At 70.9% G+C, this 19,922-nt stretch carries 19 protein-coding genes; 8 read left to right on the plus strand and 11 right to left on the minus strand.

What is annotated here, in order from left to right:
* Nucleotides 1-61: 61 nt before the first annotated feature.
* The 3 genes from guaB to ACSU6L_RS14820 form a co-directional block, all read right to left on the minus strand.
* Nucleotides 62-1,567, minus strand: a complete 1,506-nt coding sequence (gene guaB, locus ACSU6L_RS14810; RefSeq protein ID WP_437057111.1) for an IMP dehydrogenase — start codon at nucleotides 1,565-1,567, stop codon at nucleotides 62-64.
* 152 nt (nucleotides 1,568-1,719) lie between these two features.
* The gene (locus ACSU6L_RS14815) at nucleotides 1,720-2,307 is read right to left on the minus strand and encodes a sigma-70 family RNA polymerase sigma factor (RefSeq protein WP_073940490.1); all 588 of its coding nucleotides are present in this window, start codon (nucleotides 2,305-2,307) and stop codon (nucleotides 1,720-1,722) included.
* Between the two features lie 545 nt (nucleotides 2,308-2,852).
* A complete protein-coding gene (locus ACSU6L_RS14820) occupies nucleotides 2,853-3,464 on the minus strand; it encodes a response regulator transcription factor (RefSeq protein WP_003948568.1) in 612 nt (203 codons plus the stop codon).
* Nucleotides 3,465-3,844: 380 nt separating this feature from the next.
* Here ACSU6L_RS14820 and ACSU6L_RS14825 point away from each other — a divergent pair, with 380 nt between their 5' ends.
* Nucleotides 3,845-4,174, plus strand: a complete 330-nt coding sequence (locus ACSU6L_RS14825) for a WhiB family transcriptional regulator (RefSeq protein WP_073940491.1) — start codon at nucleotides 3,845-3,847, stop codon at nucleotides 4,172-4,174.
* Nucleotides 4,175-4,206: 32 nt separating this feature from the next.
* Here the strand turns inward: ACSU6L_RS14825 and ACSU6L_RS14830 are convergent, their stop codons facing one another.
* A complete protein-coding gene (locus ACSU6L_RS14830; RefSeq protein WP_437057113.1) occupies nucleotides 4,207-5,103 on the minus strand; it encodes a LysR family transcriptional regulator in 897 nt (298 codons plus the stop codon).
* Between the two features lie 79 nt (nucleotides 5,104-5,182).
* Here ACSU6L_RS14830 and ACSU6L_RS14835 point away from each other — a divergent pair, with 79 nt between their 5' ends.
* The 3 genes from ACSU6L_RS14835 to ACSU6L_RS14845 all read left to right on the plus strand — a co-directional run bounded on the left by ACSU6L_RS14835 (nucleotide 5,183) and on the right by ACSU6L_RS14845 (nucleotide 7,514).
* Nucleotides 5,183-5,863 (plus strand): MOSC domain-containing protein, encoded by a 681-nt coding sequence (locus ACSU6L_RS14835; RefSeq protein WP_437057115.1) that lies wholly within the window; start codon nucleotides 5,183-5,185, stop codon nucleotides 5,861-5,863.
* A gap of 51 nt (nucleotides 5,864-5,914) precedes the next feature.
* Nucleotides 5,915-6,703: an SDR family NAD(P)-dependent oxidoreductase gene (locus ACSU6L_RS14840; protein ID WP_437057117.1), complete on the plus strand. Its 789-nt coding sequence runs from the start codon at nucleotides 5,915-5,917 to the stop codon at nucleotides 6,701-6,703.
* Nucleotides 6,704-6,806: 103 nt separating this feature from the next.
* Complete coding sequence (locus ACSU6L_RS14845) at nucleotides 6,807-7,514, plus strand: ester cyclase (protein ID WP_437057119.1); 708 nt, start codon at nucleotides 6,807-6,809, stop codon at nucleotides 7,512-7,514.
* Between the two features lie 82 nt (nucleotides 7,515-7,596).
* On the opposite strand, the gene groL is transcribed toward ACSU6L_RS14845, so the two are convergent.
* From groL to ACSU6L_RS14865, 4 genes are all read right to left on the minus strand, one after another.
* On the minus strand, nucleotides 7,597-9,225 hold the full coding sequence (gene groL, locus ACSU6L_RS14850) for a chaperonin GroEL (RefSeq protein ID WP_437057121.1): 1,629 nt from the start codon (nucleotides 9,223-9,225) through the stop codon (nucleotides 7,597-7,599).
* A 122-nt stretch (nucleotides 9,226-9,347) separates the two neighbouring features.
* On the minus strand, nucleotides 9,348-9,656 hold the full coding sequence (groES, locus tag ACSU6L_RS14855) for a co-chaperone GroES (protein WP_071364926.1): 309 nt from the start codon (nucleotides 9,654-9,656) through the stop codon (nucleotides 9,348-9,350).
* 173 nt (nucleotides 9,657-9,829) lie between these two features.
* Nucleotides 9,830-10,654, minus strand: coding sequence for a polysaccharide deacetylase family protein (locus ACSU6L_RS14860; RefSeq protein WP_437057126.1), 825 nt, complete (start codon nucleotides 10,652-10,654; stop codon nucleotides 9,830-9,832).
* Entirely contained in the window at nucleotides 10,651-11,583 is a 933-nt protein-coding gene (locus ACSU6L_RS14865; protein WP_437057128.1) for a polysaccharide deacetylase family protein, read from the minus strand. The genes ACSU6L_RS14860 and ACSU6L_RS14865 overlap by 4 nt, the downstream gene beginning before the upstream one ends.
* 102 nt (nucleotides 11,584-11,685) lie before the next feature.
* Here ACSU6L_RS14865 and ACSU6L_RS14870 point away from each other — a divergent pair, with 102 nt between their 5' ends.
* Nucleotides 11,686-12,906: a class I SAM-dependent methyltransferase gene (locus ACSU6L_RS14870; RefSeq protein WP_437064901.1), complete on the plus strand. Its 1,221-nt coding sequence runs from the start codon at nucleotides 11,686-11,688 to the stop codon at nucleotides 12,904-12,906.
* Nucleotides 12,907-12,922: 16 nt separating this feature from the next.
* On the opposite strand, the gene ACSU6L_RS14875 is transcribed toward ACSU6L_RS14870, so the two are convergent.
* From ACSU6L_RS14875 to ACSU6L_RS14885, 3 genes are all read right to left on the minus strand, one after another.
* Nucleotides 12,923-13,972: an LCP family protein gene (locus ACSU6L_RS14875; protein ID WP_437057130.1), complete on the minus strand. Its 1,050-nt coding sequence runs from the start codon at nucleotides 13,970-13,972 to the stop codon at nucleotides 12,923-12,925.
* 77 nt (nucleotides 13,973-14,049) lie between these two features.
* Complete coding sequence (locus tag ACSU6L_RS14880) at nucleotides 14,050-15,411, minus strand: endo-1,4-beta-xylanase (RefSeq protein WP_437057132.1); 1,362 nt, start codon at nucleotides 15,409-15,411, stop codon at nucleotides 14,050-14,052.
* Between the two features lie 159 nt (nucleotides 15,412-15,570).
* The gene (locus tag ACSU6L_RS14885) at nucleotides 15,571-16,626 is read right to left on the minus strand and encodes a LacI family DNA-binding transcriptional regulator (RefSeq protein ID WP_437057133.1); all 1,056 of its coding nucleotides are present in this window, start codon (nucleotides 16,624-16,626) and stop codon (nucleotides 15,571-15,573) included.
* 152 nt (nucleotides 16,627-16,778) lie between these two features.
* Between ACSU6L_RS14885 and ACSU6L_RS14890 the strand changes: the two genes are divergently transcribed.
* The 3 genes from ACSU6L_RS14890 to ACSU6L_RS14900 are packed head-to-tail and all read left to right on the plus strand — an operon-like array spanning nucleotide 16,779 to nucleotide 19,910.
* Complete coding sequence (locus ACSU6L_RS14890; protein ID WP_437057135.1) at nucleotides 16,779-18,110, plus strand: ABC transporter substrate-binding protein; 1,332 nt, start codon at nucleotides 16,779-16,781, stop codon at nucleotides 18,108-18,110.
* Entirely contained in the window at nucleotides 18,107-19,003 is an 897-nt protein-coding gene (locus tag ACSU6L_RS14895) for a carbohydrate ABC transporter permease (protein WP_437057137.1), read from the plus strand. Before ACSU6L_RS14890 ends, ACSU6L_RS14895 begins: the two co-directional genes overlap by 4 nt.
* Nucleotides 19,004-19,007: 4 nt before the next feature.
* Entirely contained in the window at nucleotides 19,008-19,910 is a 903-nt protein-coding gene (locus tag ACSU6L_RS14900) for a carbohydrate ABC transporter permease (RefSeq protein WP_437057139.1), read from the plus strand.
* Nucleotides 19,911-19,922: the final 12 nt, after the last annotated feature.

Below are 19,922 nucleotides of genomic sequence, written 5' to 3' on the forward strand. Positions count from 1 at the left end.
CGACGGGTACGACAAGGGCGGCCCCGGAGTTCCCGGAGCCGCCCCTGACCGAGCCTCGTGACTACTTGCGGCTGTAGTTCGGCGCCTCGACCGTCATCTGGATGTCGTGCGGGTGGCTCTCCTTCAGACCCGCCGAGGTGATCCGCACGAACCGGCCGTTGTCCTGGAGCTCCGGCACGGTCCGGCCGCCGACGTAGAACATCGACTGGCGCAGACCGCCCACCAGCTGGTGGACGACGGAGGCGAGCGGGCCGCGGTAGGGCACCTGGCCCTCGATGCCCTCGGGGATCAGCTGCTCGTCGGAGGCGACGCCCTCCTGGAAGTAGCGGTCCTTGGAGAACGACCGGCGGTCGCCGCGGGTCTGCATGGCGCCCAGCGAGCCCATGCCGCGGTACGACTTGAACTGCTTGCCGTTGATGAACAGCAGCTCGCCCGGGGACTCCTCGCAGCCCGCGAGCAGCGAGCCCAGCATCACCGTGTCGGCGCCCGCGACCAGGGCCTTGGCGATGTCGCCGGAGTACTGCAGACCGCCGTCGCCGATGACCGGGACGCCGGCCGCCTTGGCAGCGAGGGCGGCCTCGTAGATCGCGGTGACCTGCGGGACGCCGACGCCGGCGACCACGCGGGTGGTGCAGATGGAGCCGGGGCCGACACCGACCTTGATGCCGTCCGCGCCCGCGTCGACCAGGGCCTGGGCGCCGTCGCGGGTGGCGACGTTGCCGCCGATGACGTCGACGCCGGAGGAGTTGGACTTGATCTTGGCGATCATGTCGCCGACCAGCCGGGAGTGACCGTGCGCGGTGTCGACGACGATGAAGTCGACGCCCGCCTCGATCAGCGCCTGGGCGCGCTCGAACGCGTCACCGGCGACACCGACCGCGGCGCCCACGAGGAGGCGGCCGTCGGCGTCCTTGGCGGCGTTCGGGTACTTCTCCGCCTTGACGAAGTCCTTGACCGTGATCAGGCCCTTGAGGACGCCGTCGTCGTCGACCAGCGGCAGCTTCTCGATCTTGTGCTTGCGCAGCAGCTCGATCGCGTCCGTGCCGGAGATCCCGACCTTGCCGGTGACCAGCGGCATCGGCGTCATGACCTCGCGCACCCGGCGGGCGCGGTCGCTCTCGAACGCCATGTCGCGGTTGGTGACGATGCCGAGCAGCTTCTTGTCGCCGTCGGTGACCGGGACGCCGCTGATGCGGAACTTGGCGCACAGCGCGTCGGCCTCGGCGAGCGTGGCGTCCGGGTGGATGGTGATCGGGTCGGTCACCATGCCGGACTCGGAGCGCTTGACCAGGTCGACCTGGTTTGCCTGGTCCTCGATGGACAGGTTGCGGTGGAGCACGCCCACACCGCCCTGGCGGGCCATCGCGATCGCCATGCGCGACTCGGTGACCTTGTCCATGGCGGCGGACAGCAGCGGGATGTTCACCCGCACGTTCTTGGAGACGTACGAGGCGGTGTCGATCTCGTCGGGTGCCATGTCCGACGGGCCCGGCAGCAGCAGCACGTCGTCGTAGGTCAGCCCGAGTGTCGCGAATTTTCCGGGCACTCCGTCGACGTTGGCAGTCATGACACCTTCCCCAAATGGCCTTGATCGGTGCGGATGTCCATGCTAACGGGAGATGAACCCGTCTCATTCCACGGTACGAGGCACCCTGCGGCTTCGTATGTTCGTACGGAAATATGGTCCGGCCGGTTCATCGGGGGCCGGTACGGCGCCGCTTACTGCTCGGCGAGTGCGCGCAGCCTGCTCAGCGCGCGGTGCTGGGCGACCCGGACGGCGCCGGGTGACATTCCCAACATCTGGCCGGTCTCCTCCGCCGTGAGGCCCACCGCGATCCGCAGCAGCAGCAGCTCGCGCTGGTTCTCGGGGAGGTTGGCCAGCAGCTTCTTGGCCCACTCGGCGTCACTGCTGAGCAACGCCCGCTCCTCGGGCCCGAGGGAGTCGTCGGGGCGCTCCGGCATCTCGTCGGAGGGCACCGCCGTGGAACCAGGGTGCCGCATCGCGGCCCGCTGCAGGTCGGCGACCTTGTGGGCGGCGATGGCGAACACGAACGCCTCGAAGGGGCGGCCGGTGTCCCTGTAGCGCGGCAGGGCGAGCAGGACGGCGACGCAGACCTCCTGCGCCAGGTCCTCCACGAAGTGCCGCGCATCGCCCGGCAGCCGGGACAGCCGGGTCCGGCAGTAGCGCAGCGCGAGCGGATGGACATGGGCGAGCAGATCGTGCGTGGCCTGCTCGTCCCCGTCGACGGCGCGGTGGACGAGCGCACCGAACGATCCGGGGGCAGTGACCGCCTCGTCGTCGCGCATCGGTCCATCGTGCCCTGCGGCCGCGCGCTCCGCGGCACCGCCTCCGTTGTTGTGCACCGAAGCGTTATGAGCAGGTGCGCCGGAACTCATCCCCTGCGCCCTCCCCTTCCGCTCGACCGACTCGTCCCCGAGGAACTCCACACCTCAAGGATGCGGCATCCGCGGCGAAACGAGCAGCGGGCACCCTCAGCACCCTCTCACCGGCCCCGTTCCCACGGCCCCCGCACGCCGCCGACCAGCGGTCATCCGGCTTCGGCGGAGCACCACCGGGTGCGCCTCGCGGGGCTCGGACACACACCGCGCGGACGCCGCCGCGTCCGCGGCCCGCCCCGCGCGGGTCATCGGCGGGTGCCGTCGCGCGCCCGCTCGCGGCGCGGCCGGCGCAGAGGGATGTCCCCATCGCGTCGACTCCCTCCTCCGCCTCGCGGCCGGATGCTCCCGCGCCGTACGGACCGCTCGCGCGGGGGCGGCCGATGGCCCCCGCTCGACCGCGCGGCCGGGCGTCGCCGGCCCGGACCGCGGTCGGTCCGGCCGAACGCGGCGCCTCAGCGAACCAGACCCCAGCGGAAGCCGAGTGCCACGGCGTGCGCCCGGTCCGAGGCGCCGAGCTTCTTGAAGAGCCGTCGGGCGTGGGTCTTGACGGTGTCCTCGGAGAGGAACAGCTCGCGGCCGATCTCGGCGTTGGAGCGGCCGTGGCTCATGCCTTCGAGGACCTGGATCTCACGCGCGGTGAGCGTCGGCGCGGCCCCCATCTCGGCGGAGCGCAGCCGACGCGGCGCCAGGCGCCAGGTCGGGTCGGCGAGGGCCTGCGTCACCGTGGCCCGCAGCTCCGCGCGGGACGCGTCCTTGTGCAGGTAGCCGCGGGCGCCGGCGGCGACCGCGAGGGCCACGCCGTCCAGGTCCTCGGCGACGGTGAGCATGATGATGCGCGCACCGGGGTCGGCGGACAGCAGCCGCCGCACGGTCTCGACGCCGCCCAGACCGGGCATGCGTACGTCCATCAGGATCAGGTCCGAGCGGTCGGCGCCCCAGCGGCGGAGGACTTCCTCGCCGTTGGCCGCCGTCGTCACGCGCTCCACGCCGGGCACGGTCGCGACCGCGCGGCGAAGCGCCTCTCGGGCAAGCGGGGAGTCGTCGCAGACGAGGACGGAAGTCATGGCCGCCCTCCGCAGCTGATGCGCGTCACCTTGAGCCTCCAGGCTGGTACGAAATCGTCACCTGTGCGGTCGACCGTCTCGGACGCCTGCCCGAGCGCTTGTGTTTTCAACCGCCTCCGCCCTCTCAACGATGGTCACTCGAAAGAGTTACGGGGCTGTGTGTCATCTTCGGCACTCTACGTGAGGGCGCGGACACGGTGCAGACACGCGGGGCAGACCCTCAAGGTTTCATCACAACCATGCCCCATTTAGCCCTATTTCTTCCTATCTGGTGGTGTCTGGGGCTAGATTCGCAATGAGTCATATTTTCATCTCCTTAGATCGTAGATGTACGGTCGTGGGCACCGTATCCGCTCAGAACGGCTGCAAGGGGTCACGCAATGGCAGATTTCTCCCGCCTTCCCGGACCGAACGCGGACCTGTGGGACTGGCAGCTGCTGGCTGCCTGTCGCGGGGTGGACAGCTCACTCTTCTTTCATCCGGAGGGTGAGCGCGGGGCTGCACGGAGCGCCCGCGAGAACTCGGCCAAAGAGGTATGCATGAGGTGCCCGGTCCGCGCGCAGTGCGCGGCTCACGCGCTGGCGGTACGCGAACCGTACGGCGTGTGGGGCGGGTTGACCGAAGACGAGCGAGAAGAGCTCATGGGGCGGGCGCGCCACCGCCTGGTGTCGGCGTCGACGGCCGGCGGGAGCGCCGCCTCGAACACCTGAAGGAACGTTTCTGCACGCACTCGGGCCCGCCGTCAGCGCGCCGCGGCGTGCCCCAGCTCCCGCAGCGTCGCCGCCACCGCCGGCACCTGTGCCAGGTCGGGCAGGGTGAGGGCGACGATCTCCCGCCGCACCGCCGGTTCCAGCGACACCGTCCGGGCCCCCCGGGGCCGTACCGACTCGATCGCCAGCCGGGGCAGGACGGCCACGCCGAGACCGGCGCCCACCAGGCCCACCACCGCCGGATAGTCGTCGGTGGCGAAGTCGATGCGGGGCGTGAAGCCGGCCGCCTCGCACACCTCCACCAGCTGACCGCGGCAGCGCGGGCAGCCCGCGATCCACGGTTCGTCGGCGAGCTCGGCGATCGGGACGGATGCCGCACCGGCCAGCCGGTGCCGCTCCGGGACCAGACCGACCAGCGGGTCGGTCAGCAGCGGCCGTACGACGAGGTCGTCCCACTCCTCGGCGCCCGCGGCCCCCTCGTAACGGAAGGCGAGCGCGATGTCGCAGTCGCCCTCGCGGAGCAGTTCCACCGAACGCGGCGGCTCCGCCTCCTCCAGGGAGACCCGGGTGCCGGGGTGCGCGGCGCGCAGCGCGGCGAGGGCGGTGGGGACCAGGGTGGAGCTGCCGCTCGGGAAGGACACGAGCCGCACCCGGCCCGCGCGCAGGCCCGCGATGGCGGCGACCTCCTCCTCCGCCGCGGTGAGCCCGGCCAGGATCCCGGCCGCGTGCCGCACCAGCGCCTCACCGGCCTGCGTGAGCCGCATCTCCCGCCCGCTGCGCACGAGCAGCGGGGTGCCCACGGACGTCTCCAGGGCCTTCATCTGCTGGCTGACGGCGGGCTGTGTGCAGCCCAGTTCGCGCCCCGCGGCGGAGAAGGAGCCGGTGGCGGCGACGGCGCGCAGCACGCGCAGATGACGGGCCTCGATCACCCTTCGAGCATAAGCGAATCTTGGATACGAGGGCGAATAATGCGTCGACACTTTGGTCGACGCGGCCTACCGTGCCGCCATGAGGCTTCTCTCCGTGAACCTGGGCCGGCCGCGGACCGTTCCCTACACCGACCACCCGCAGGGTCTGACCGGCATCGACAAGCGCCCGGTCGACGGGCCGGTGCGGGTGGCGGCGCCCGGTCCGAAGGGCGTCGGGGCGAGCGGACTGGCCGGGGACGCGGTCTGCGACACCCGCCACCACGGCGGGAACGACCAAGCCGTGTACGCGGTGGCCCGCGAGGACCTCGACGAGTGGGAGCGGGAGCTGGGCCGACCGCTGGCCGACGGCGCGTTCGGCGAGAACCTGACCACCTCGGGCCTCGACGTCTCCGGTGCCTTGATCGGCGAGCGCTGGCGGATCGGCCGCGAGGTGGTCCTGGAGGTCACCTGCGGCCGGATACCCTGCCGCACCTTCCAGGGCCATCTGGGTGAACAGGGCTGGGTGAAGCGGTTCACGCTGCGCGGGGCGCCGGGCGCGTACCTGCGGGTGATCGAACCGGGCGAGATCCGCGCGGGCGATCCCGTCGGGATCGTCCACCGCCCCGGCCACGAGGTGACGGTCGCGCTCCAGTTCCGCGCGGTCACCACCGAGCGGGAGCTGCTGCCGCGCCTGCTCGCGGCGGGCGAGGCGCTGCACCCCGAGTCGCTGGCGGCGGCCCGGACGTACGTGGCGAAGCACCCTCGCGCGAACAGCTCCTGAACGGACGTCACGGGAGCGGACGCCGTCCGTCCAGGTCACTACCCTTGGCGCATGACAACGGCTCTGATTACGGGATCGACCGCGGGAATCGGTGCCGCCTTCGCACGACGGCTGGCGGCTGACGGACACGACCTCGTCCTGGTGGCGCGGGACACCAAGCGCCTCAGGGAGCAGGCGACCGAACTGCACGACCGGCACGGCATCGAGGCGGAGGTGCTGACGGCGGACCTGGCGCAGGATGACGGCATCGAGGCGGTCGCCGCGCGCCTCGCCGACCGCAAGAACCCCGTCGACCTGCTGGTCAACAACGCCGGCTTCGGCAACAAGGGCCGCTATCTCGACGTGCCGATGGCCGACGAGCTGAAGATGCTCAAGGTGCACTGCGAGGCGGTGCTGCGCCTCACCTCCGCCGCGACGCAGGCCATGTGCGAGCGCGGCCGGGGCGGCGTCATCAACGTCGCCTCCGTGGCCGCCTTCCTCCCGCGCGGGACCTACGGCGCCTCCAAGGCGTGGGTCGTGCAGTTCACCCAGGGCGCCGCGAAGGACCTCGCCGGCAGCGGCGTCCGCCTCATGGCCCTCTGCCCCGGCTTCGTCCGCACGGAGTTCCACCAGCGGGCCGGCATGGGCACCGACAACATCCCCGGCTGGATGTGGCTCGACGCGGACAAACTCGTCGCGTCGGCGCTCACGGACCTCTCCCGCGGCAAGTCCCTGTCCATCCCGGACCCCCGCTACAAGGTCCTGATGGGCGCGACCAAGCTGGTGCCGCGGGGGATGCTCGGGGGAATCAGCTCGCGGGCGGGGCGCAAGTACGGGCCGGAGCACCGGGGGCAGCGCTAGCGCGCTTCCGGCCCGCACCGGTTCGTGGCCCGGCCGCCGGTTGCCCGGGCCGGTGGGAGAATGTAGCTGTTCACCCGGACCCAGGGGGGCCGGAGGCTGCGCCATGACATTTGTGCAGGTCATCGACTGCAAGACCAGCCGTTTCGAGGAGATCGACCGGCTGATGGACAGGTGGGTCGAGCAGACCAAGGGAAAACGCACGGCGACGCACAGTCTGATCGGGAAGGACCGGTCGGACGCGTCGCACTTCATCGAGATCGTGGAGTTTCCGTCGTACGAGGAGGCGATGCGGAACTCCGAGCTGCCGGAGACCGATCGGATCTTCCGGGAGATGGTCTCGATCTGTGACGAGACGCCGACGTTCACGGATCTGGACGTGGTGCGGGACGAGCAGTTGTCCACGGCGACGGTCCGGCGGTTCTTCGAGCTGGTGGCCGCGCCCGGGGAGCTGCCGCCGCTGGACGAGGTGATGGTGGAGCACTATCACGACCACAATCCGGCGAACCCGGAGGACGCGATCGGGATGGATCACATCCGGCGCGAGATCCGGGTGTGGCGGGACGGCTTCGACTTCGAGTTCAGCATCGAGGACCTGATCGCGGAGGCCGACCGGGTGTGCGCGCGGTGGTTCTGGAAGGGCACCCACAAGGGGGAGTTCCTGGGGATCACGGCCACCGGGAAGGAAGTCTCGATGAGCGGTACGACCGTCTTCCGGTGCGGTGTGGACGGGAAGCTCGCCGAGGGCTGGTGGGAGTACGACCGGATGGGGCTGATGGAGCAGCTCGGCGTCTTCGAGGAGATGGAGCGCTGAGAGCTGCCGGAGAGACCCGCGAGGGGAAACGGGAAGGCCCGGCACCTCATCGGGTGCCGGGCCTTCCTGCGTGAGCGGTGCGTCAGTGCGCGTGGCCGTGACCGTGGCCGTGGCCCGCCGGCTCCGGCTCCTCTTCCTTCTTCTCGACGACCAGGGTCTCGGTCGTGAGCAGCAGGGAGGCGATGGAGGCGGCGTTCTCCAGGGCGGAGCGGGTGACCTTCACCGGGTCGATGACGCCGGCCTTGACCAGGTCGCCGTACTCGCCGGTGGCGGCGTTGTAGCCGTTGCCCTTCTCGAGCTCGGCCACCTTGGAGACGATGACGTAGCCCTCGAGGCCGGCGTTCTCGGCGATCCAGCGCAGCGGCTCGACGGCGGCGCGGCGGACGACGGAGACACCGGTGGCCTCGTCGCCGGTCTTGCCGAGGTTGTCCTCCAGGACCTTCACGGCGTGGACCAGGGCGGAGCCACCACCGGAGACGATGCCCTCCTCGACCGCGGCGCGGGTCGCGGAGATGGCGTCCTCCAGACGGTGCTTCTTCTCCTTCAGCTCCACCTCGGTGGCGGCGCCGACCTTGATCACGCACACGCCGCCGGCCAGCTTGGCGAGGCGCTCCTGGAGCTTCTCGCGGTCCCAGTCGGAGTCCGTGGCCTCGATCTCGGCCTTGATCTGGGCGACGCGGCCCTCGACGTCGGCCTTGGCGCCGGCGCCGTCGACGATCGTGGTGTCGTCCTTGGTGACGGTGACGCGGCGGGCGGTGCCGAGGACGTCCAGACCGACCTGGTCGAGCTTGAGGCCGACCTCCTCGGAGATGACCGTGGCGCCGGTGAGGACCGCCATGTCCTGGAGCATCGCCTTGCGGCGGTCGCCGAAGCCGGGGGCCTTCACGGCGGTGGCGTTGAAGGTGCCGCGGATCTTGTTCACGACGAGGGTGGAGAGGGCCTCGCCCTCGACGTCCTCGGCGATGATCAGCAGCGGCTTGGAGGCGTTCGACTGGATGATCTTCTCCAGCAGCGGCAGGAGGTCCGCGATGGCGGAGATCTTGCCCTGGTGGATCAGGATGTACGGGTCGTCGAGGACGGCCTCCATGCGCTCCTGGTCCGTCACGAAGTACGGCGACAGGTAGCCCTTGTCGAAGGCCATGCCCTCGGTGAAGTCCAGCTCCAGACCGAAGGTGTTGGACTCCTCGACGGTGATGACGCCGTCCTTGCCGACCTTGTCCATCGCCTCGGCGATCAGCTCGCCGACCTGCTGGTCCTGGGCGGACAGCGCGGCCACGGCGGCGATGTCGGACTTCTCGTCGATCGGGCGGGCGGTCGCCAGCAGGTCGTCGGAGACGGCCTTGACGGCGGCGTCGATGCCCTTCTTCAGGGCGGCCGGGGAGGCGCCGGCGGCGACGTTCTTCAGACCCTCGCGGACCAGGGCCTGGGCCAGGACGGTGGCGGTGGTGGTGCCGTCACCAGCGATGTCGTTGGTCTTGGTCGCCACCTCCTTCACCAGCTGGGCGCCGAGGTTCTCGTACGGGTCCTCGACCTCGACCTCGCGGGCGATGGTGACACCGTCGTTGGTGATGGTGGGGGCGCCGAACTTCTTGTCGATGACGACGTTGCGGCCCTTGGGGCCGATCGTCACCTTGACCGTGTCGGCAAGCTTGTTGACGCCGCGCTCGAGGGCGCGACGGGCGTCCTCGTCGAACTTCAGGATCTTCGCCATGGCAGCGGGAGCCCTCTCGGAAATCTCGGGTGTAAAGCGACTGCGCCCCGGGCGCCCGGCTTCGTTATCGGTCGCGGGGGCCAGGGGCGCAGCTCAAGGCAAATGTGCTTCGGTGAAGCGGCTTACTTCTCGATGATCGCGAGGACGTCGCGAGCCGAGAGAACGAGGTACTCCTCGTTGTTGTACTTCACCTCGGTGCCGCCGTACTTGCTGTAGAGCACGACGTCGCCGACCTTGACGTCGAGCTCGACGCGCTTGCCGTCCTCGATGCGGCCCGGGCCCACGGCCAGGACGACGCCCTCCTGGGGCTTCTCCTTGGCGGTGTCCGGAATGACCAGGCCGGAGGCCGTGGTCTGCTCGGCGTCGAGCGGCTGGACCACGATGCGGTCCTCAAGCGGCTTGATGGCAACCTTGGAGCTGGCGGTCGTCACGATCCGACCTCCCCCTTCGGAGATCTCACGGGGTTAACTGTCTGAGGTGGCGACCAGGTGGATCCGTCGTCGCGGGTGCCGGACCTGCCCGTCGCGTGTTTGGCACTCTCCAGGGGGGAGTGCCAGAGCCGAGACTATGACCGTGGTTAGCACTCGGTCAAGCGGAGTGCCAATTACCGTGCGGCGCGTCCGCGGGGCCGCCCGTGAACGCCCACGTAGTCCTCCAGGTTTCCGACCGTCAGGTCCGCCTCCTGGACGCGGCGCAGCAGGCGTACCGTCCGCTCCCTCAGACTCGGCGTCAGCGTCTCCGTCGCCGGGACGGCGATGATGTCGCCGGGGCGGAGGCGGTGGGTGCCGGTGGTGAAGGTGAGGTCGGTGCCGGTCATCGTGGCGCGCCAGAGGATCACCGCCCGGACACCGCAGTCGGCGGCCGCGCGGAGGGTGGTGCGGTCGTACGTGCCGTAGGGCGGGCGGAAGAGGTGGGGGCGCACCCCGAAGCGGGCGCGGAGTTTGTGCTGCTGGCCGCAGATCTCGGCGCGCTGCCCGGCGTACGGCAGGCCGCGCAGGGCGGCGTGGTCGAGGGTGTGGTTCTGCAGGCCGGCGCCGACCGAGCGCAGGCGGGCGAAGTGGCCGTAGCCGGGGCCGGCGACGCTGTCGGTGAGGAACATGGTGACGGGCAGGCGCAGTTCGCGGACCAGGTCGACGAAGCGGGGGTCCTTCTCGGCGCCGTCGTCGTAGGTGAGGAAGACGACCTTGTCGCGGGTGGGGACGCGGTCGAGGACCGGGGGGAGGTCTCCGTCGGCGGGCAGGGTGGGCCGCCGTGGGGTCTTCGGGGGTGTGCGGAGCGGCTCGGTGAGGCCCCAGCGGAGGTACGGGGACGAGGACGGCTCCGGACGGTCGGGCGCCGGGCCCGGTGCGCCCCGCAGCCCGTGCGTGGCCGTGCAGCCGCACAGCAGGAGCAGCAGGGCGACGGCCGGACCGGACCGGCGCGGCCTCACAGGTAGTCCTCCAGGCGGGCCACGGCGTACCCCTCTGCCGTGACCTTGTCGAGGAACCGCCGGATCATGTCGGGCATGGATCCCTCCCAGTGGTCCTCGCCCCGGAAGTGGGTGAGGACGATGTCGCCGCGACGGATCCGCTGGTCCCACTCGCGGTACTCCCAGCGATCGACGAAGACCTCCTCGTTCCACAGTGGCACATGCGTGATCCCGCAGGCCTTGGCGGCACGCAGGGTGTCCCGGTCGTAGTTGCCGAAGGGCGGGCGGAACAGGCGCGGGCGCTTGCCGAAGTTCTCCTCCATGACGTCCTGCATGCCGCAGATCTCACGCAGCTGGCCGGAGCGGGACAGGCCCGGCAGGTAGGGGTGGTGGAGGGTGTGGTTGTTGAGGGGCGCGCCCCGCTCCTGCATGCGCTTGAAGTAGCCGTAGTCGTCCTTGACGAGGTAGTCGCTGAGGAAGGCGGTGTACGGGATGTCCAGTTCGCTCATCATCCGCAGGAACGCCGGGTCCTTCTCGGCGCCGTCGTCGATGGTGAGGAAGACGACCTTGTGCTCGGTGGGGACGGTGGTGAAGACCGGGGGGAGGCCGAGTTCGTCGTGTCCGGTGACCTCGAAGCCTTCGCGGGTGGTGATCTCCGGCTTCCTCGCCGGGGGTGGCGGGGCTTGCAGCGGGACCTGCTCCAGGCCCCAGCGTCTGGCGGCGGCCGCGCGGGCGGCGTGGTCGGTCCGCAGCCGGGAGGCGTAGCGGTCGAGGGCGCGGGCCTCGGGCGCCTGGAGGGGCTTCTCCCGCTCGGGGGCGGGGTTGCCGCGCCTGGTGTCGCCGATCAGGGTGCAGCCGGAGGCGACGGCCGCGGCGGCGAGGACGGTGGCGGCGGCACGGAGACGACGGGCATATGCCCCGCCTTTTTCATTTTGTACTACTAGTCGCATGAGGCCGGATCTTCCCAGCAGGCATTCCCGATCCCCCGCCGACACCGCCACCGACGGGCCACCGTCCACCGACTGGCCGACAATGAGCCGGTGAACAACCCGGTGAACGACCTGAACGCCCTGCGCACCCCGGAAGGCACCGCCCTCCTCGACGAGGTCCGCGGCACCGACCCCGCCCACGAACTCGCCGTCGCCACCCGGCTGCGCCGCGAGCACCCGGCCGAGCTGGTCTCGGCGGCGCTCGGCCAGGCGCGGCTGCGGCAGCGGGCGGCGGCGAAGTTCGGGGCCGAGGACGCCGGGCGGATGTTCTTCACGCCGAACGGAGTCGAGCAGTCCACCCGGGCGAGCGTCGCCGCGTACCGGGCGCGGCGGATGCGCGAGCTCGGCGTGGCCTCCGTCGCCGACCTGTGCTGCGGGATCGGCGGCGACGCGATCGCGCTGGCGCGGGCCGGGATCCGGGTGCTCGCCGTCGACCGGGACCCGCTGACGGCGGCGGTGGCGCGGGCGAACGCCGAGGAGCTGGGGCTGGCGGACCTGGTCGAGGTGCGGGAGGCGGACGTCACCGAGGTGGACACGGCCGGCTACGACGCCGTGTTCGTCGACCCGGCCAGGCGCGGCGGACCATCGAGAGGGGCCGCGCGCAGCGCGTCCGTGAGGGGCGGTGGCCGGGCGGCGGGTGGGCGCATCTTCGACCCGGAGGCCTACTCGCCGCCGCTGTCCTGGGCCGTCGAGGCCGCCGGGAAGGCCCGGCACGCCGCCCTCAAGGTGGCGCCCGGCATCCCGCACGAGGCGGTGCCGGACACCGCCGAGGCCGAGTGGATCTCGGACGGCGGGGACGTGAAGGAGGCCGTGCTGTGGTTCGGCACGGAGCCCGGACTGGTGCGGGCCACCCTGCTGCCGGGGCCGCGCACACTGACCGGACGCGGCCTCGCCGACCCGGCCGTACGGCCCGTCGGACGCTTCCTGTACGAGCCGGACGGGGCCGTCATCCGCGCGCATCTGGTCGCCGAGGTGGCCGAGGAGGTCGGCGGCGGGCTGCTCGACGCGACCATCGCGTACGTCACGGCCGACGAGCTGCGGCCGACGCCGTACGCCTCGGCGTACGAGATCACCGACCATCTGCCCTTCAACGTCAAGAAGCTGAAGGCGCTGCTGCGGGAACGGGAGGTGGGCGTGCTGACCGTGAAGAAGCGCGGCTCGGCGGTCGAGCCGGAGGAGCTGCGCCGCAAGGTTCTGCCCAAGCCTCACGGGCCCGGGTCGGCCACGGTGTTCCTCACCCGGGTCGCGGGCGCGCCGGCCATGCTGCTCGGCCGGCCCGCCTGAGTCCTCCCCGCTCGGCTCAGCGCAGCGACTCCCACAGCTCGCCCGCCTCCGGTTCGTCCGCGACGACCCGGTTGCGGTCGGCGGGGGCCGGGACGACCGGCATGGTCACCGTGGTGACGTCGTCGGCGGACAGACCGTGCAGGCTCCGCCCCAGGTCGATCAGCTCGCCGAGCGAGTCGAGGCCGGTGTCGGTGGTGAGGCTGCCGGTGACCGCGTCGGCGACGTCGTAGAGCCGCGCGGCGTCGGTGAGCAGGCCGAGGGCCGAGATCCGCTCCAGCAGGGCCTTGACCAGGGTGTGCTGGAGCTCTATCCGGCCCAGGTCGCTGCCGTCGCCTATGCCGTGCCGGGTGCGGGCCAGGCCCAGGGCCTGCTCGCCGTCGAGGTGGTGGGTGCCGGCGTCCAGGCGCAGATGGCTCTGCTCGTCGTCGATGTCCTCCTCGGTGGTGACGGTGACCCCGCCGAGGGCGTCGACCAGCTCGGCGAAGCCCGAGAAGTCGATCTCCAGGTAGTGGTCCATGCGGACGCCGGTCAGCGTCTCCACGGTCTTCACCGCGCACACCGGACCGCCCACCGTGTACGCGCTGTTGAACATCGCGCCGTACGTCTCGGCCGACTCGCCGCCGGACTCCAGCGGGCAGGACGGCCGGGTGACCAGGGTGTCGCGCGGGATGCTCACCACGGTCGCCGCGGTGCGCCCCGCGTCGAGGTGGACGACCATCGCCGTGTCGGACCGGGCGCTGCCGCCCTCGCCGCCGCCCAGTTCCCGGTTCCCGGCGCCGTCCCGCGAGTCCGAGCCCAGCACCAGGATGTTCAGGGCGCCGCTGGGCAGCGCGGAGGCTGAGGCGTCGGCGGACGGGGTGACCAGGGGCCGCGGGGGGCGGTTGTCGCCGAGGGCGCTGTTGATGTCGACGCCGGTGATGTTGTCGTCGAGCTGCCAGTAGACCCAGCCGGCCGCTCCGGCGCCCAGCACCAGCAGGGCCGCGAGGGTGAGGCCGGCGGTCTTCAGCAATGTCGACCGCCGGCCCACTGGTCTGCCCTCGTCCCCGTGTTCGTCAAGTCCCGCCACAGACAGGAACGTAAGTCCGAATTATTACGAGCAGGAACGCCAGGCCGCCTTTTCTTGGGAAAATCTCAGATTCCGCGTCAGCCCAGGGTCACCGCGGGCACCGGATTGCTCCCGCTCCAGGTGCCGTTGAACCCGAATGTCACCGAACCTCCGGACGGGACCGTTCCGTTGTAGGACAGGTTCGAGCAACTGACGGCGGTGCCGGACTGGGTGCAGTTCGCGTTCCAGGCCTGGCTGATCCGCTGGCCCGAGGTGAACGTCCAGTTCGCCTTCCAGGAGGACAGCGCGGCACCGTCGCAGGCGATCCGCACCTGGCCCGTGAAGCCGGTGTTCCACTGGTTGACGACGCTGTACGTCGCCGTGCACCCGTCGCCGGGGCCGGGCTCCTGACCGGTTCCGCCCAGCGACTCGGCGATGGCGTGGTACGCCGGCTTCGCCGCCAGGTTCTCGTCGTACGGTGTCGCCGCGCCGTAGCCGTCGAAGACGTCCGGGACCCAGGAGTCGGCGTCGTTGAAGCCCCAGACGGTGACGCCGGTGCAGCGGTCGACGGCGAGACAGGCGTTCATGACCGCCTTGTACTCGGCGGCCTGCTGGGTCAGCTTGGCCTCGGTCGCCGGGAGCTGCATCCGGATGTCCAGCTCGGTGATGGCCACGTCGACGCCGAGGTCGGCGAAGCGCTGGATGTTCTGCTGCAGGGTGGAGGGGACCTGGCCGAGGATCAGGTGCGCCTGGAGGCCGACGCCGTCGATCGGGACGCCGCGCTCCTTCAGCGACTTGACCAGGTTGTACAGGGCGGTGCTCTTCGCGTTGACGCCCTCGACGTTGTAGTCGTTGATGTACAGCTTGGCGTTCGGGTCGGCGGCGCGGGCCCAGGTCAGGGCGTCGGCGATGTAGTCGGTGCCGAGGTTGTTGTACCAGAGGGACTGCCGGTAGGTGCCGTCCTCGTTGAACGCCTCGTTGACGACGTCCCAGGCGGCGATCTTGCCTTTGTACCGGGTCGTCTCGGTGGTGACGTGGTCCTGAAGGATGGTCCGCAGTTCGGCGGGGGTGAAGGAGCCGTTGGCCAGCCAGCCGGGGTTCTGGCTGTGCCAGACGAGGGTGTGACCGCGCACCTGCTGCCCGTTGGTCTGGGCGAAGTTCACGATCTGGTCGGCCTCGGCCCAGTTGAACGAGCCGCGGCTGGGTTCCACCGCCTCCCACTTCATGGCGTTCTCGGGGGTGACGAAATTGAACTCCCGCGCGGCGATCTCGCCGCGGGTACCGGTGAGGTGGGATCCGCCGATGGCCGTGCCGATGACCTTGCCCTTGGCGTCGGCCAGATCGCGCAGCGGCACGTCGGCGGCCTGCGCGGCGGGAGCGGCGGTGAGCAGGGCGCCGAGAGTGGCGGCGACGCCGGCCACCACGGACGCCAGGGAGAAGCCGGATCTCAGAGATCTCATGCGGGTGCCTCCGAAAGTTTCGGTCGTATAACCGATTGGCTGCGGAGGAGTGTTGGGTGCGAGCGGCCAGGCGTCAATACGGCAACTTTCGGCCAAGCCGCCTGCACGGGCCGCGCCGCCCGCTCAGGCACAGCCCCCGGCTCGGCAGCAGCCCCCGGCTCACCGCCCCGCCGGTGCCGCCGTGCTGCTGCGGACCACCAGGCTCGTGGCCAGTTCCACGCGGGTGGCGGCCGGTGTCGCGTCGCCGCCGCGGCCCAGTTCCAGCACCAGCCGTGCCGCCGCCTCCGCCATCTCGGTCAGGGGCTGCTTCACGGTCGTCAGCGGTGGGCCCACCCAGCGGGCGACCGGCAGGTCGTCGAAGCCCACCACGCTCAGGTCCTCCGGCACCCGCAGGCCCAGCTCCCGCGCCGCCTCGTACAGGCCGAGCGCCTGGAGGTCGTTGCCCGCGAAGACAGCGGTCGGGCGGTCCGGGCGGCGCAGCAGTTCGAGGCCCAGCCGGTAGCCGGACTCGTGGTGGAAGTCCCCGCCCTTGATCAGCGAGGGGTCCACCGGCACCCCGGCGGTCTCCAGCGCCGCCCGGTACCCGTCGATCCGGGCCCGGCTGCACATCATCCGCGACGGCCCGCTGATCGCCCCGATGCGGCGGTGCCCCAGGTCGACGAGGTGCCGGGTGGCGGCGAGGCCGCCCTGCCAGTTCGTCGCGCCGATCGACGGCACGTCGGACCCCGGGTCGCCGGCCGGGTCCATCACCACGAACGGGATCGACCGGCTGGTCAGCAACGCCCGCTGCGACTCGTCCAGCTCGGACAGCACCAGGATCACCCCGTGCGGCCGCCGCGCCGCGACCTGGTCGGCCCAGGTCCGGCCGGGGCTGAGCCGTCCCGCGCTCTCGGACAGCACGACGCTCAGCGCGGCGTCCCGGGCCACGTTCTCCACGCCCCGGATGACCTCCAGCGCCCAGGCGCTCTCCAGCTCGTGGAAGACGAGGTCGATGAGGGGTGACCGGGTCGCCTCGGCCCGGCGGCGCCGGTATCCGTGGGCGCGCAGCAGCTCCTCCACGCGGTTGCGGGTCGCCGGGGCGACGTCCGCCCGCCCGTTGAGGACCTTCGAAACAGTCGGTGCGGACACGCCCGCCTCGCGGGCGATCTCCGCGAGCGTAGCGGTCTGCGTGGACCGCCGTGCCGTCTGGGTTCGAGCGCGTTCCGGTGGAGTCATGCCCGCGATCGTATCTCTGCGCGACCTCTTGACGGACCCCGCGCGGCGCCATAGTTTCCCGGAACATTCGACATCCAGTCCGAAACATTCGCCGAAACAGTCGCCCGATCTCGCCCGATCCGGGCGTCCACGCAAGCCGAGAGGTTGCTGCCATGGGGTCCCACACGTCCAACGGCGGACGTTCGTTCAGCAGACGCTGGGTGCTCGGCGCCGGCGCCACCACCCTGCTCACCACCGGTCTGACCGCCTGCGGCTCCGGCAGCGGCTCCGGCGGCGACGGCGGCACGCTCACCGCCTTCGTCTACGGCGACGACGCGGTGAAGGTGCAGCAGGCGGCCGTGGACCGGTTCAACAAGTCGGCCGCCGCCGAGAAGGCGGGCGGCAAGATCAAGCTGCAGAAGATCCCCGGCTCGGACTACGCCCCCAAGCTGCGCACGGCCATGGGTTCGCCCAGCGCCCCGGACGTGTTCTTCAACTGGGGCGGCGGCTCGATCAAGCCGTACGTGGAGGCGGACAAGCTCGTCGACCTGACCGACATCATCGAAGGCGACCCGGTCCTGAAGGACGGCTTCCTGCCCTCGGTGCTCGCGGCCGGCGACCTGAAGGGCCGCCACTACGGCATCCCGATGCGCGGCATGCAGCCCGTGATCCTGTTCTACAACAAGTCCGTGTTCGCCGAGCACAAGCTGCAACCGCCCACCACCTGGGACCAGCTGCTCGACGTCAACACCAAGCTGAAGAAGGCGGGCATCACCCCCTTCGCGCTCGGCGGCTCCGACATCTGGCCGGAACTGATGTGGCTGGAGTACCTGGTCGACCGCCTCGGCGGCCCGGAGGTCTTCCGGCGCATCCAGGACGGCGACGCCGAGGGCTGGGGCGACCCGGCGGTGCTGAAGGCGGCCGAGATGGTGAAGGAGCTGATCGACGCCGACGCGTTCGGCTCGAAGTTCACCTCGGTGTCGTACGTCAACGGCGGCGCCCCCGCCGTGTTCGCCAAGGGCAAGGCGGCGATGCACCTGATGGGTTCGTGGGAGTACTCCACGCAGCTCGGCAAGTTCCCCGACTTCGCGAAGAAGCACCTGGGCTGGGCCGCGTTCCCGAAGATCGAGGACGGCTCCGGCGACGCCCGCAACGTGGTCGGCAACCCCACCAACTACTGGTCGGTCAACGCCCGCGCCGGCAACCAGGACGCGGCGATCGCCTTCCTGAAGGAGAGCGCGTCCCGCGAGTACGCCAAGGCGCTGGTGGCCAACGGCGACGTGCCGACGACCTCGAACGCGGCGCTGCTGCTGGGCGACGCGCCCAACCCGGAGTACGCCCGCTTCCAGTACCAGATGGTCGAGAGCGCCCCCGCGTTCACCCTGTCCTGGGACCAGGCGCTCGGCGATGAGCTGGGCACGAGGATGCACACCGAGATCGGCAAGCTGTTCGCGGGGAAGTCGTCGCCGAGCCAGTTCGTTGCGGCCTGCAAGGGGCTGAAGTGAGCGGCACCACCCCCGTGAAGTCCACGCCGACGCGGACGGCCAAGGCCCGGGCGGGGCGTCCACACGCCGCCTGGGCCCTGCCCGGGGTGCTCTTCTTCGCCTTCTTCGCGGTCGTCCCGATGGCGCTGGCCTTCTACTTGTCCTTCACCGAGTGGGACGGCCTGGGCGACCCCCGGCCGGTCGGCCTCGACAACTGGCGGAAGCTGCTCGACGATCCCCGGATCACCCAGTCCCTGTGGCTGACGGTCCTGCTGACGGTGTGCAGCTGGCTCTTCCAGACGGTCGTCTCCCTGCTCCTCGGCGTCTGGGCGGCCGGCCCGCAGCGCAACCGGGCGGTCCTCTCCGCGATCTTCTTCCTGCCGCTGCTGCTGTCCTCCACGGCGATCGCGGTGCTGTTCTACGCCCTGCTCGACCCGAACTTCGGCATCATCCAGAAGGACACCCTGGGCTCGTCGAGCGGCGCGTTCCTGGCGATCGTGTTCGTCGGCGGCTGGCAGTTCATGCCGCTGCACACGCTGATCTACCAGGGCGGCGCCCGCCAGATCCCCGCGGTCCTCTACCAGGCGGCGGCCATCGACGGCGCCGGCCGCTACCGCCAGTTCTTCTCGATCACCCTGCCGCAGCTGCGGCACACCGTCACCACGTCCAGCGTGCTGATCGTCGTCGGTTCCCTGACGTACTTCGAGACGGTCCTGATCCTCACCAAGGGCGGCCCCGGCACGGACACGGCGATCCTGCCGTACCTGATGTACGAGGCGGGCTTCAAGACGTACGACTTCGGCTACGCCAGCGCCATCGCCTCGTTCCTGGTGCTGGCGGCCACCGGTCTGTCACTGCTGCTGGTCAGGCTGACCGGCTTCGGCACCATGCGCAGCACGCGCGAAGGGATGTGACGGAGTGTCACACGATACGTTGCCGCGTCCCGCGAAGCTCCGGGAGCCCGCCCGGCAGCCGGTGAGGTCCCACCGCCGCCGACGGCACTGGACGAAGCGCCCCAACCCGGTCGCGGGCCTCGGGGCCCTGATCTGGCTGGTGGTCGTCCTCGTCCCGATCTACGCGATGCTCTCGGCCTCGCTGACCCGGCAGGACCAGTCCCTGACCGGCAACCCCCTCAAACCGCCGGGCGACCCCACCCTCGACAACTACGGCACCGTCCTGAACAGCGGCTTCGGCCAGCTGCTGGGCAACACGGCGATCGCCGCGATCGCCGTCGTCGGCCTCGTCCTCGTGCTGGCGGTGCCGCTGGCGTACGTGGCGGTCCGCACCCGCAACCGCTGGTCAGGGGCCGCGTTCCGGCTGTTCCTGCTGGGCGTGGCGATCCCGGCGCAGGCGGTCGTCGTCCCGCTGTACCTGCTGATCGCCAAGCTGGGCCTGTACGACACCCTGCCCGCCGTGATCCTGCCGACGGCGGCGTTCGCGATGCCCGTCTCGGTGCTGATCCTCACCGGCACCCTGCGGGACATCTCGGAGGAGCTGTACGAGGCGATGGCCCTGGACGGCGCCTCCTCGCTGCGGATGCTGTTCCAGCTGGTGATCCCGCTGGCCAAGGGCGGCATCAGCACCGTGGTGATCTACTCCGCGCTCCAGGCCTGGAACGGTTTCCTCTTCCCGCTGATCTTCACCCAGTCGGACGGCCCCCGGGTCCTCACCCTCGGACTCTTCAACTACGTCAGCCAGTTCGGGGTCGACGTCCCCGCGCTCCTCGCCTCGGTCGTCCTCTCCGGCATCCCCATCTTCGCCGTCTACCTGGTGGCCCGCCGAGCCCTCGTCAGCGGCCTGATGGGAGTGGGCGGCAAGTGAACCCGGCCCGCG

This window comes from Streptomyces sp. enrichment culture (assembly GCF_964272855.1).
Classification (GTDB): Bacteria; Actinomycetota; Actinomycetes; order Streptomycetales; family Streptomycetaceae; genus Streptomyces.